This is a genomic window from Corynebacterium sp. KPL2861 (assembly GCF_040225475.1).
Lineage (GTDB): Bacteria > Actinomycetota > Actinomycetes > Mycobacteriales > Mycobacteriaceae > Corynebacterium.
Genome location: NZ_JBEHFW010000009.1, coordinates 72,637 through 85,667, shown reverse-complemented (window position 1 = coordinate 85,667; position 13,031 = coordinate 72,637). Strand labels below are relative to the sequence as shown.

Annotated in this window: 11 protein-coding genes; 9 read left to right on the top strand and 2 right to left on the bottom strand. The window is 64.9% G+C overall.

Annotated elements, in window-relative coordinates; all coding sequences use genetic code 11:
• Window positions 1–29: 29 nt before the first annotated feature.
• The 8 genes from ABRP84_RS08655 to ABRP84_RS08620 all read left to right on the top strand — a co-directional run bounded on the left by ABRP84_RS08655 (window position 30) and on the right by ABRP84_RS08620 (window position 9,114).
• On the top strand, window positions 30–1,364 hold the full coding sequence (locus ABRP84_RS08655) for a glutamyl-tRNA reductase (protein ID WP_023025100.1): 1,335 nt from the start codon (window positions 30–32) through the stop codon (window positions 1,362–1,364).
• Window positions 1,365–2,252: a hydroxymethylbilane synthase gene (gene hemC / locus ABRP84_RS08650; RefSeq protein WP_023025101.1), complete on the top strand. Its 888-nt coding sequence runs from the start codon at window positions 1,365–1,367 to the stop codon at window positions 2,250–2,252.
• Between the two features lie 209 nt (window positions 2,253–2,461).
• Window positions 2,462–4,138, top strand: coding sequence for a bifunctional uroporphyrinogen-III C-methyltransferase/uroporphyrinogen-III synthase (locus ABRP84_RS08645; protein WP_232208540.1), 1,677 nt, complete (start codon window positions 2,462–2,464; stop codon window positions 4,136–4,138).
• 29 nt (window positions 4,139–4,167) lie between these two features.
• Window positions 4,168–5,151, top strand: a complete 984-nt coding sequence (gene hemB, locus ABRP84_RS08640; protein WP_349853369.1) for a porphobilinogen synthase — start codon at window positions 4,168–4,170, stop codon at window positions 5,149–5,151.
• A 9-nt stretch (window positions 5,152–5,160) separates the two neighbouring features.
• On the top strand, window positions 5,161–6,060 hold the full coding sequence (locus ABRP84_RS08635) for a hypothetical protein (protein WP_349853367.1): 900 nt from the start codon (window positions 5,161–5,163) through the stop codon (window positions 6,058–6,060).
• The gene (locus tag ABRP84_RS08630; protein ID WP_349853365.1) at window positions 6,057–6,611 is read left to right on the top strand and encodes a tellurium resistance protein TerC; all 555 of its coding nucleotides are present in this window, start codon (window positions 6,057–6,059) and stop codon (window positions 6,609–6,611) included. Before ABRP84_RS08635 ends, ABRP84_RS08630 begins: the two co-directional genes overlap by 4 nt.
• Window positions 6,612–6,696: 85 nt before the next feature.
• Window positions 6,697–7,731 carry a uroporphyrinogen decarboxylase gene (gene hemE, locus ABRP84_RS08625; RefSeq protein ID WP_349853363.1) on the top strand — a complete coding sequence of 345 codons (1,035 nt, stop codon included), beginning with the start codon at window positions 6,697–6,699 and terminating at the stop codon, window positions 7,729–7,731.
• Window positions 7,732–9,114, top strand: coding sequence for a protoporphyrinogen oxidase (locus tag ABRP84_RS08620; protein ID WP_349853361.1), 1,383 nt, complete (start codon window positions 7,732–7,734; stop codon window positions 9,112–9,114).
• Between the two features lie 432 nt (window positions 9,115–9,546).
• Here the strand turns inward: ABRP84_RS08620 and ABRP84_RS08615 are convergent, their stop codons facing one another.
• Window positions 9,547–10,587, bottom strand: coding sequence for an HNH endonuclease signature motif containing protein (locus tag ABRP84_RS08615; protein ID WP_239268822.1), 1,041 nt, complete (start codon window positions 10,585–10,587; stop codon window positions 9,547–9,549).
• 115 nt (window positions 10,588–10,702) lie between these two features.
• The gene (locus ABRP84_RS08610) at window positions 10,703–11,542 is read right to left on the bottom strand and encodes an NAD(P)-dependent oxidoreductase (protein ID WP_349853359.1); all 840 of its coding nucleotides are present in this window, start codon (window positions 11,540–11,542) and stop codon (window positions 10,703–10,705) included.
• A gap of 135 nt (window positions 11,543–11,677) precedes the next feature.
• On the opposite strand from ABRP84_RS08610, the gene hemL reads away from it, so the two are divergent.
• A complete protein-coding gene (gene hemL / locus ABRP84_RS08605) occupies window positions 11,678–12,988 on the top strand; it encodes a glutamate-1-semialdehyde 2,1-aminomutase (protein ID WP_349853357.1) in 1,311 nt (436 codons plus the stop codon).
• Window positions 12,989–13,031 lie beyond the last annotated feature (43 nt).

The window sequence follows — 13,031 nt, the reverse complement described above, 5'->3', positions numbered from 1 at the left end:
GTCAATCAAAAGGTTGAGGAGTGTGGAGCATGAGCGTGCTTGTAGTGGGAATGTCCCACCAATCGGCACCCGTGGCGTTGCTGGAAAAATTGAGCATGGACGATGTGGTGCAGCATTCCGCCTGCGGGCAGTTGGTTGACGCCGAGTCCCTTACTGAGGCGATGATCATTTCCACGTGCAACCGCCTTGAGGTCTATACGGTGACCAATTCCTTCCACACCGGAGTGCAGGACGTCATCCGGGTGCTCAAGGATGTCTCCCACGTCGATGAGGAAGAGCTGCGCAATTACCTCTACGTGCGCTATGCCGATGCTGCCGCGGAACACCTCATGTCCGTTACCTCCGGCCTGGATTCGATGGTGGTGGGCGAGCAGCAGATCATCGGCCAGGTGCGTTCCGCCTACCAGTCCGCCTCCGAGCAGGGCACGGTCGGCCCACGCATCCACGCTTTGGCGCAGTCCGCGCTGCGTGCCGGCAAGCGCGTGCACTCGGAAACGGAAATCGACAAGGCCGGCGTCTCGATGGTGACTTTCGCCTTTGACCAGGCGCTGCAGCGCCTTAATACGGAGGACCTGCAGGGCAAGTCCGCGCTCGTGCTGGGCGCCGGGGCGATGGCCTCGCTCGCGGCCACCCACGCAGGCCGGCTGGGCATCGGCGAGCTGGTGATTGCCAACCGCACCCGCGAGCGCGCCGAGCGCCTTGCCGGCCACGCTGAGGAGGCCGGGGTCCACACCCGCGTGGTGGATTTTGAGGATCGCGCCGCCGCGCTTGCCGATGTCGACCTCGCCATCTCCGCCACCGGCGCCGAGGGCTTTACCATCACCGCGTCCGACATTCCGCCCGCGCACCCGTTGATGCTCATTGATCTTTCCCTCCCACGCGATATCGATGACGCAGCAACGAAAATCGATGACGTGGACCTGGTGAATATCGAGCGCCTCAGCAAGTCCCTGTCTGCGGCAGCCACCGATGTCGCGGCCGGCACGGACCCGCACGAGCAGGCTCGCACCATTGTGGACGAGGAGCTTGCCGCCTATACCTCCGCCCAGCGCGTGCGCGATGTGGCACCGGCTGTTAGCGCCCTGCACCGCCGCGCGGCGGACCTCGTGGAGTGTGAGGCGGCCCGCCTGCAGCAAAAGCACCCGGAGCTAGAGGGCAAGCAGCTTGCCGATGTCCAAGGTGCCCTCAAGCGCGTCGCCGACAAGCTGCTGCATGAACCGACGGTGCGGGCGAAGAAGCTGGCGGCATCGGATAGCAGCTTTAGCAGCGAAAATGCCCTGCAGGAACTCTTTGGCCTGCAGCTGGAAGGCTCCGGCGTTGCCGTGGCCGTCAATGAATTGCCCACGCTGAACAAGGAGGCGTAAATGTTCCAGATTGGTACCCGAGGCTCCAAGCTCGCCACCACCCAGGCAGGACACGTCCGCGACTGGCTTATCGATGCCGGATTCGATTCCGAGCTCCACATCGTCACCACCGCGGGCGATACCAATATGGCCCCGGTCGAGCGCATCGGCGTGGGCGTATTCACCCAGGCGCTGCGTGAGGCGCTGTACCGCGGCGAATGCGATATCGCCGTGCACTCTTTCAAGGACCTTCCCACGGCCGAGGATGACCGCTTCCGCTTGGTCATTCCGCAGCGCCAGGACAGCCGCGAGGTGCTGGTCGCCCGTGACGGGATGACCTTGATGCAGCTGCCGGAAGGCGCGCGGGTGGGAACCTCAGCGCCGCGCCGCATCTCCCAGCTGGCCGCCCTGCGCCCGGACCTGGATATCCGCCCGCTGCGCGGCAATATCGATACGCGCATGTCCAAGGTGACCGACGGCGAGCTCGATGCCGTGGTGCTGGCCTATGCTGGCTTGCTGCGCGGCGGCTACGAGGACCGGGCGAGCGATATCTTCGATCCAGAATTATTCATGCCCGCCCCAGCCCAGGGTGCACTGGCCATCGAGGCCGTCGCTGGCACTGAGGCGGCCGCGGCATTAGACGCCGTTGTTGATGATCAAGCCACCTCCGCTGCCCTCGCCGAGCGCGCCGTTCTCGCCCGGCTCGAGGCCGGCTGCACCGCGCCCGTGGCCGCTACGTCCCGCTGGAACGGCGATCAATTGACGGTGCGCGGTGGCGTCTTTGCGCTGGACGGTTCCCGCCAATTGACCGCCACCGCCTCTGGCACCGCGGCGGAAGCTGCGGAGTTGGGCGCGCGGGTCTCTGATGAGCTTTTCGCCCAAGGCGCGGCCGATCTGCTAGGTCAGTAATTTCTACTTTAAGCGCTAATAATTTATGGTGTAGATACCATAGATCATTTTTTGCAATGATACCCGGCCCCCTTTAAGGGCATCCCAGGACGTAGCGCCTGGGATTTTGGCCGTTATGACCTTGATACCCACCGACGGCGCGGGGAGAAACACTGCAGGCGATCATGTCCGTGTGCGGTGCCGCGGGCCCAGATCTAGAAAAGAACTTTATGAGCAATGCTGTGTCAGACACCCAGTTGGGCAAGATCGTCTTCGTGGGCGCTGGTCCGGGAAACCCAGACCTGCTGACCGTCCGCGCCCGCGAAGTTCTGGCCAATAACGCTATCGCCGTGGCCGATCCGCAGGTCATGCAGGGCGTGCGCGATGCAGTCGCCACCGCGCTGCCCGTCCCGCAAGAGCTGCTGGATGCCGCGGAAGAGGAATACGCGCAGATGTGCGCAGATGCCAAGGCCAAGGGCGCGCGCCGCAAGCCGCCCCGCCCGCCGGCACCGACCGCCGCGGTGCTCTATACACCGGGCGAGGACATCGTAAGCCAGCTGCGCGAGTGCCTTGCGGAGGCCGATGGCGAGGACGTCATCCGCCTCGTGACCGGCAACCCGCTCAACCGCGAATCCATCAAGACCGAGATCAACGCCGTGGCCTCCGCCGGCCTGGAATTCCAGGTCGTGCCGGGCATGTCCCTGCCCTCAACTGTGCCGTCCTTTGCCGGGCTGGCGCTCGGATCGACGTACACCGAAGCCGATGTCACCGATGGCGCCGACTGGGACGCGCTCGCCAATGCCACCCAGCCCATCGTCTTGCAGGCCACCAAGGAAGATTTGGCGGAGATTTCCACCGAGCTGCAGCAGCGCGGCATGCCGGCGGAAACCGAGGCTTTCGTGACCGTCCACGGCACCACGCGCCTGCAGCGCACGTACGAGACGACGCTGGGGACCATCGCCAAGCTGGACGCGGATTTGTCCGGCCCGTTGGTGGTCACGCTCGGCCGCAGCATCGATGACCGCACCAAGTACTCGTGGTGGGAAAACCGCCCGCTCTACGGCTGGCGCGTGCTGGTGCCGCGCACCAAGGAACAGGCCGGGCCCATGTCCGCGCGCCTGGCCGGCTACGGCGCCATCCCGCAGAACGTGCCGACGATTTCCATCGAGCCGCCGCGCAACCCGGCGCAGATGGACCGCGCCATCAAGGGCATCGTCGAGGGCCGCTACAAGTGGATCGTCTTTACCTCCGTCAACGCCGTGACCGCCGTGTGGGATAAGATTTCCCAGCTCGGCCTGGACGCGCGCGATTTTGCCGGCGTGCATCTTGCCGCCGTGGGCACCAAGACCGCCGATGCCATCCGCGCCAAGGGCATGGTGCCGGAGCTTTTGCCGCACAAGAAGAAGCAAAACGCCGAGGGGCTGCTCGAGGTCTTTCCCAATTACGTCGAAGACATCGACGCCGTCAGCCGCGTGCTCCTGCCGCGCACAGATATCGCCGCCGATACGCTTGTCGATGGCCTCCAGGCCCTCCAGTGGGACGTCGATGACGTCGTGGCCTACCGCACCGTGCGCGCGGCCCCGCCCTCGGCCGAAATCCGCGACATGATCAAGACCGGTGGCTTCGATGCTGTGGCCTTTACCTCCGGATCCACCGTGCGCAACCTAGTGGGCATTGCCGGCAAGCCGCACCAGCGGACGATCATTGCGTGCATCGGGCCATCGGCAAGCGCAGCAGCAGAAGAGCTGGGCCTGCGCGTCGATGTCGTGCCGGATGTTGCGGACGTGCCCGCGCTTGTCGATGCCCTCGCCAGCCACGTCGCCGCCCTTCGCGCCGCCGGTAACCTTCCCGCGCCCCGCAAGAAACGTCGCGCGCGCAAGAAGACTACTAAGGTCGAGAAGGCATAAGTTTTTAGTCTCGCTCTAAGGAGTACCCAATGAGCTCATTTCCTGCCCGCCGCCCCCGCCGCCTGCGCTCCACGCCGCAGATGCGCAACCTCGTGGCCGAAACCACGCTGCGCCCATCGGACTTAATTCTGCCGATGTTCATCGCAGACGGCCTCGATGAGCCGAACGAGATTTCTTCCATGCCCGGCGTGTACCAGCACACCTTTGACTCGCTGCGCCGCGCGACCGAGGAGGCCCTCGAGGCCGGTGTTACCTGCGTGGATCTCTTCGGCGTTCCGCTGGACAAGGACAAGGACGCCACCGGTTCCGTGGCCTGGAATCCCGAGGGCATTTTGAACCGCGGCATTTCCGCCCTGCGCGAGGAATTTGGCGATGACCTCATCATCATGGCCGATACCTGCCTCGACGAGTTCACCTCGCACGGGCACTGCGGCGTCCTGGATGACCAGGGCCGCGTGCTTAACGATGAATCCGTCCAGCTCTACCAAAAAATGGCCCGCTCCCAGGCCGAAGCCGGCGCGCAGATCATTTCGCCGTCGGGCATGATGGACGGTCAGGTTGCCGCCCTCCGCGCCGATCTCGATGAAGCCGGGCGCGATGACGTATCCATCATGGCCTACTCCGCGAAGTACGCCTCCGCCTTCTTCGGGCCTTTCCGCGACGCCGTCGGCTCCTCCCTAGAGGGCGACCGCCGCACCTACCAGCAGGACCCGCGCAACTTCCGCGAATCCCTGTTGGAGGCCGAGCTTGATATCGAGGAAGGCGCCGACTTCGTCATGGTCAAGCCGGGCCTGCCGTACTTGGATGTCTTGTCCGCAATCGCGGAGACCTCCTCGGTGCCCGTCGCCGTGTACCAAGTCTCCGGCGAGTACGCGATGATCAAGGCCGGCGCCGCCAACGGCTGGGTCGATGGCGAGGCCATCATGCTCGAGTCTCTCACCGCCTTCAAGCGTGCCGGCGCCGACCAGATCCTGACGTACTTCGCCACCGAAGCCGCACGCCTGCTCAAGTAAAGGATTCTTGTGACACAGCCTTCTTCTCGTCCGTCGCCGCAGCCCGCTTCGCCGGAGCCGGGCGATCCGGGGCCGCAGCCTGGGTCGCCGCAGGCAGGGTCGCCGCAGGCAGGGTCGCCGCAGGCCGGCCGCCCGGGGCCACAGCGCGATAAGCAGCGAGAGCCTCAACGAGAATCGCGGCCTAAGCTGCAGCCTGGGCCGCCGCAGCCCGGTGACCCGCGTGACCAGCGCGGCAAGGGCTCGCAGGGCGGCGCCAAGCGCCCCGAGACTGTGGTCTACATGCTGTGGCTCTGGTTGGGCGTCGTCGCCGGCGAGACCGTCCACCAGATCCTCAACGTGGTGCTGACCCTGCTCAACCACGATGTGCTCATGGCGCAGGCCAAGCAGATGGTCGAAAGCACCTCGGGTGGCGAAGACGGCGAGGAAGTATCGGATTCCTTTATCGAAATGGCCGCCTATGGATCGGTGGCTCTGTCGGCCGCCATTGCCGTCGGCGTGTTGGTGCTGCTGCTCTTTTTGCTGAAGTCGCTGGCGGGGCCATCAAAACGCGCGGGCACCTCGCGCCGCATCTGGTTTGCCTTTTCCATTTACTTCGGTTTCCGCATCCTGCTGACCTTCATGGTCACGCCCGCGGGCGCTGACGTCCCCGACTGGCTCTTTGCCGCCGACGGCATGGTGCAAATCTTGGTCGGCGTCGCCGCCGTACTGGGGCTCATATTCTCCGTTAAGCCCGACACCCTCGACTACACCGGCGAGCTGGAGCAGATGCGCGAGCTGGAGAAGGAACTCGAGCAGGCGCGACGGGATAAGGAGCGCGAGAAACGCGAAAAGCAGGAGGCCAAGGAGAAGGGCGGCAGGGACAAGTCCTCCCAGCAATCGCTTGGCGATGACCACAAGGACAACCGATGACCAGCATGTTCCCCGGTCACGGCCGGCGCGATGATGACCAGAACGGCGGTTCTGCGGACAAGAATCATCGCCCAGGGCCTCGCGATTATAACCGCCCCGTGCAGAACACCACCCAGAATCAAGACCTGTCCGTGTGGCCGCGCCCGCTCCAGTGGGCGTACTGGGTACTCGTTGTTGCCGCCGTCATCATGCTGGTCAGCGGCATGGTCGGCATCTTCGGCGGAAGCGGCGAGCAGATGGAGCCTTCGGATTCGCGCATCGCCGAGTATGTGCAGTCGAACCGCCTTTTCGTCTCGGTATTTAATATCATCGGCGCGATCATTCTGGCGCTCTTTTCTGCCCAACTCGCCAACGGATCGAAGTGGGCGCGCCGCATTATCTCCCTCGTCATCGCGATTGCCCTTTTCTTCAACATTGCAGCCTTGGCGCTTGGTATCGGCGGGCTCGGCCTGCTGCTTATCGCCGTGACGCTGCTTATCGCGGTGGTTCTGCTCTTCCGACCCCAGTCCAACCGGTTCATTGCCCACCGCAGCCTCCACGGGCGGGGCTGACGGGCGCTGATCGTACGGTTGACGCGCGAGGGCAAAGGCGCGGCAAATTAGCCCCTGCTCCAACTTTTGATTCATAATGAGGAGTATGTCTCGACTTAACCGCGCCCCCATTATTGATGCCGCGCTCGGCCGCACCCCCTCCCGTCCGCCAGTGTGGTTGATGCGTCAAGCTGGTCGCTCCCTGCCGGAATACCGCGCCGCCCGCGAGGGCATCAGCATGCTGGATTCTTGCTTCATGCCGGAACTCCTGGCAGAAATCACCCTGCAGCCGGTGCGCCGCCACGACGTGGACGCTGCCATTCTCTTTTCCGATATCGTGGTCCCGCTCAAGGCCGCCGGCGTCAACGTTGACATCGTGCCTGGGCGCGGGCCGGTGATGGAGAAGGCGGTGAGGGAGAAGGGGGACATCGGCAAGCTGCCTATTCTGGAAGCTGACGTGCCCGAAGTTGCCAAAGGCATTGCGGGCATCCTCGGCGAGCTGACCGAAACCCAAGCGCTCATCGGCTTCGTCGGCGCGCCATTTACCCTGGCCAGCTACCTTATCGAGGGCGGTCCTTCCAAGAACCACGAGCGCACCAAGGCGCTCATGCACGCCGAGCCCGAGACGTGGCACATGCTCATGCGCCGGCTCGTGCCCACCATCATTAATTTCCTGCGGGTGCAGGTTGATGCCGGCATCGACGCCATGCAGCTTTTCGATTCCTGGGCCGGCTACCTCAACGAGCGCGACTACCGCGAGTTCGTGCTGCCGTATTCGCAGGAAATCCTCGCCAGCGTCGATATTCCGCGTATCCACTTCGGCGTGGGCACCGGCGAGCTGCTACAGGCGATGTCCGAAGCCGGCTCCGAGGTCATGGGCGTGGACTACCGCGTGGCCATGGACGACGCCGCCCAGCGCGTGAACTCGCGAGTGCTGCAGGGCAACCTCGACCCGGCGCTGCTTTTTGCCGGCGACGATGCCGTGCGCCAGGCCGTGCGCACCATCCGCGGCGAGGTCGAGCGCGCCCAGCAGCGCGGAGATATCGACACCCATATCTGGAACCTTGGGCACGGGGTGCTGCCCACCACCGACGCGGAGGCCATTACCCGCGCCGTATCCATCATTCACGAGGAGGGCTAAATGCGTATTGCCATCATCGGTGCCGGTCTCGCCGGCCTTACCGCCGCCTACGAACTGCGCGATCACGACGTCGAGGTTTTCGAGGCCGCCGGGCGCATCGGCGGGAAGCTGTATTCCGTGCCATTTAATGACGGCCCCACCGACATGGGCGCCGAGGCCTTCCTCGCCCGGCGGCGCGATGCGGTGGAGTTCTTCCACTCCCTCGGCCTTGCCGGCAGTTTAGTTGACCCGTCAGGTTTGCGCTCGTTGGTCTACAGCGGGGAGCTCAAGGCCCTGCCGCAGGGCGGGGTGATGGGCATTCCGTCGCATTCCGCGCCGGTCGCGCACCTGGTTTCGGAGGAGACGGCGCGGCGCATCGATAACGAGCAGCCCTTCGAGTGGACCGTGGGCGGCGACGTTTCGGTCGGTGAGTTGGTGCGTCAACAATACGGCGGCGACCTAGTGGACCGCGTGGTTTCCGCGCTGCTGGGCGGAGTGTACTCATGCACCGCCGATGACCTGGGACTGCGCGCCACCATCCCCACGCTTGCCGATGCCCTCGATACCCTCGCCACCTCCGGTCCCGTCACCCTCTCTGCGGCCGTGCGCTCCCTCGAGGAAGCCCGTGCAGAGAACCCCAGCGCCGGCGGGCCCGTTTTCCAAACCTTCCGCGGCGGCTACGCCGAGGTTTACGAGACCCTGGCGGAAAAATCCGATGCGAAGATTTTCGTTGACACGTTCATTTCTGGCATCACGCGCGATGGCGATAAGTTCCGCCTGACCGGCGCGCCGGGCGATACCGAGCCCTTCGACCGCGTGCTGGTAGCTACCCCGGCACCGACTGCCGCGCGGCTGCTGCCCAAGGTGGCTCCGGACGCGGCGACGCGGTTGAAGGGGGTGAAGCTGGCGGCATCGGCAGTCGTGGGCCTCAAATTTGACTCCGACACCGATCCCTCCGGCACCGCGCTGCCGCAGAACTCCGGCATCCTCGTCGCCACCGACCAGGATGACGTGCATGCAAAGGCGTTTACGTTGTCATCGCGCAAGTGGCCCCACCTGGCAGAGCGCGGCGGGGCGCTGGTGCGTGCCTCGTTCGGCCGGTTCGGCGATGACGCCATCGTCCGCGCCGAGGAAGACGACCTCGTGGACTACGCCCTCGATGACCTGCAACACCTGACTGGCTTTGACGGCCGCGCGGCTGGCGTTGCCGAAATCTTCACCCAGCGCTGGTTCGGCGGCCTGCCGCGCTTTGATGCCACCCACCTCGACACCGTGGCAGCCGTGCGCGATGCCTTGTCCCAGTCCCCAGGTGTCGACGTCACGGGGGCTTGGGCCGGCGGCGTGGGCGTTCCTGCGGTCATCGCGGATGCGCGCGCTGCTGCCGCCCGCATCGCTGGCAGTTAGCTCGCGTGGTTGGCACCCGCATTTAGCATCAGAACCTGGTCTCGGCTGCAACTAGCGCCGGCTGCAACTGGCGTCGGTTGTAGCTAACGCAGTCGGTGGCTGGCGCTACCGGTGATTAAGAATCCCCGGCGGTCCCGTACTTGAACCGTGTCGCGGTCCGGAGCTGGAGCGCGACGGTTTTGGGCATGCCTAAACAGGCAGCAGGGTTACTGCTGCCTGAACAGGCGTTTGCGGCCGATTCCGCGCGTGCGGAAACCTGACATGCGCGCAGATAATTGGCATGTGTGAGGGCCTGTCCCTCGGCCGGGAATGGTGGCGGGACCTGGGCGCGAGGTTCCAGTGCTGGGAACCGGTGCTAAGAACCGGTGCTAGAAACCAGCGCTATGGGGCAGTGACGGAAGTCCGTGCTGGGGCCTATGCTAGGTGCGAGCACTAGGTTTCGGCGCTCGGGTCGGGCACGGCTTCGGGCACGGTGTCGGCCCAGGGTGGTTGCCACACCACCCGCCCGCGCCTGCGGGCGAGGCGACCGCGGCGCGGCGGTGCATTCGGGTCGTCGTCGTTGACGCCGTTGTGGTACGGGCAGCAGGCTGCAAGGTTGGCCATATTGGTATCGCCGCCGCGCTGCCAGGCTTCCAGGTGGTGGATTTGGCACTTATCCGCGGGATAGTTGCACCGCGGCCACGGGCAGACGGGATTTTCGGCGGCGGCCATGAGCCGCTGTTTCTCGTTGGCCATGCGCTCGGTGCGGTAGAGGTTTACCGCGCCCTCGAAGGGATGCACGAGGGTGATAAGGCCGCGCTCGGAAAGGGTGCGCGCGACCAATTCGGCGCCGGTGAGCCGCGCGCCGTTGGTGAGTTGGATGGTGATTTCTTCGCCGTCGCCATCGATGATGCGGTCGAGCTCGTCGAGCGTGATGATCGCATTGGTCGTCACCGTGGGGTGCGGGGCGGCGGAGCCGGAGAAAAGCCCCGCGACGGAGTCTAAGGGTGCATTTTCGTCCAGGTTGGACTCCAAGTCAGCGATGAGGGCGGAGGGCCCGGTAATCGCGAGCGTCCACGGCGCATCCTTGCGGCGTCGAATGCGCACGCCGGGGCGCGGCGGGGTGGGCGGATTAATCTCGCGCAGCTTCTTGCGCGCGAGCTTTTCCATCTCATCGGTATCCGCGGCGGTGCGGCAGAGCTCCACCCGCAGCTGCCATGCCTGGCGCTTGGTCTTGGCGCGAGTGGCGTAGCGCTCGATGACCTCGAGCGTTGGCAGCGCGTGGGCGCGTTCGCGAGCGGCGGCCACGGCGCGGCGTTGTTGCCGGGAAAAGGAGGTGGGGGAGAAGAAGGCATCGGCAAGCGTGAGCAGCGTGCGCGCCGTACGATTCGGCGCACCGGCCGCGCGCAGCTCGCGGGCGGACATGCCTGTGCACCCGGCGACGATGTCGATGCCGGGCGCCAGGGCCGCGAGGTATGCCTGAAGTGCTGTCATGCCCCGCAGCTTAAGGTGATAGCGCAACTAAAGCGCGGCGCGCGAGCGCAGCCTGTGGATAACTCGCCCGAAAAGCGCTAAAAGGCCGCGGTTCGTTGACGCGACATGTGAATAACTAGCCCTTATTGCGGAAAACGAAGATGGACGAGAAGTCCTGATTCCCGTGGCCCATGTCCTGCATCTCGGCGAAGCGCTCGATGGCAGCGGATACGGCGGGCAGGGGCTTATCGGAGGTCTTCTCCATGAGCTTGGCGTCCTTGGCCAGGGCGTCGACGGTGAAATCGCCGGGGTCGGTATTGCGTTCGCCGGTGATGAAGGGGCCTTTCATATTCGACATGAACGACAGGCCGGTGATGTCGAGCATCTGCAGGATGACCTCGGAATCGAGCCCCTCGGATTCGCCGAGCTGCAGGGCCTCGAGCAGGCCTTCGGCGGTCACGGCCAAGGCAAGGTTGGCCAGCAGCTTGCCGATGGCCGCCGTTGCCGCCGTTTCCACCCCAATCAGCTTCTCTTCGCCAGCCCAGGCCTCGGCAAGGCCGAGGGCGACCTCGCGGCGGTCATCGTCGGGCGTGCCGACATAAACGCCCAGGTTGCCCTCGCGCGCCGGGCCCAGCGAGCCCACGACGGGGGAGTGGACGTAGGAGTTGACGGCGGCGGCGAACTCGCGGGCATCGTCAGGCGAGACGGTGGTGGTGTCGATCCAGGTAATGCCCTCGGGGATAAGCTGCGGCTCGATGATCACCTCGCGGATCTGGTCGGGGCCGAAGAGGGAGGTGATGATGACCTCGGCGCCCTCGATGGCCGCGGCAGGGGTATCGGCGCGCGCCGCGCCCTCGTCCACGAGCGGTTGCGCGCGCTCAGCGGTGCGGTTCCACACCGTCAGCTCGTGCTCAGATAGTAGGTGGCGGGCAAGCTCGGTGCCCATGCGTCCGGTTCCTAAAAATGCGATCTTCATACCTCCCCAGTGTGCCATCTCAGCGGGAACGCCGTTTCTATGACGTATCACGGAAACGCGGGAAAGCTTAGTGGGTTGCTGTGAATTCCACCGACATGCACAGTCAAACTTTTGTATGGCGCGCGAGTCGCTAGAATGACAGACATGCCTAATACTTCCCAGTCGCAACAGTGGTTCGAGCGTTCCTCCAAAGTGATCCCGGGTGGGGTGAACTCGCCGGTGCGCGCTTTCGGCTCCGTGGGCGGCCAGGCCCGCGTGATTGAGCGGGGCGAGGGATCGCGCCTGTGGGATGTCGACGGCAATGAGTACGTCGACCTCGTAAGCTCCTACGGCCCGATGATCCACGGCAACGCGCACCCGGAAATCGTCGAGGCCGTGCAGCGGGCTGCCACCGGCGGGCTGAGTTTTGGCACGCCGACAGAGGGTGAGGCGCTGCTGGCGGAGGAAATCGTAAAGCGCACCGCGGCTGATAAGGTGCGCATGGTTAACTCCGGTACGGAGGCGACCATGTCGGCGGTGCGTTTGGCCCGAGGTTACACCGGCCGCGCAAAGGTGCTGAAGTTTGAGGGTTGCTACCACGGGCACGTGGATGCGTTGTTGGCATCGGCGGGCTCGGGCGTGGCGACGTTCGGCCTGCCGGATTCGCCGGGCGTTACGGGTGCGACGGCGAAGGACACCATCGTCGTTCCTTATAACGATCTGGATGCGGTGCGCGAGGCCTTCGCAGAGAACGAGGGCCAGATTGCCTGCATCATTGCGGAGGCCTCTGCCGGCAATATGGGCACCGTGGCCCCGAATGAGGGCTTCAACGCGGCGCTGAAGGAAATTGCGCATGCCGATGGCGCCCTGCTCATCCTCGACGAGGTTATGACCGGCTTCCGCACCTCGTATAAGGGCTGGTACGGCGTCGATGGCGTGGCGGCGGACTTGGTGACCTTTGGCAAGGTGGTCTCTGGTGGACTGCCGGCTGCGGCCTTTGGCGGTCGCGCCGAGGTCATGGACTACCTAGCGCCGGATGGTCCGGTCTACCAGGCGGGCACCTTGTCCGGTAATCCGGTGGCGATGGCCTCGGGCCTGAAGTCGCTGCAGCTTGCCGATGAATCCCTCTACCCCCGCCTGCAAGAAAAGGCCGACCAGCTCGGCGCGATGATTTCTTCCGCGCTGGAGGCCGAGGGCGTGGCGCACCACATTCAGCGCGCGGCATCCATGTTCTCCATTCGCTTTGCAGAGGGCGAGGGCCGCAACTTCGCGGACATGCAGGCCGCGGAGAACTTCCGCTTTGCCCCGTTCTTCCACGCGTTGCTTGAAAACGGCATCTACGCGGCACCGAGCGCGTTCGAGACTTGGTTCGTCTCTGATGCTCTTGGCGATGCCGACTTCGAGCGCATCGACGCCGCCCTCAAGCCCGCCGCGAAGGCCGCGGCCGCAGCGCGTCCCGCACAATAAGATCTGCGCAACAAGGTCTGCGCAACTAGGTCTGCACAATTAG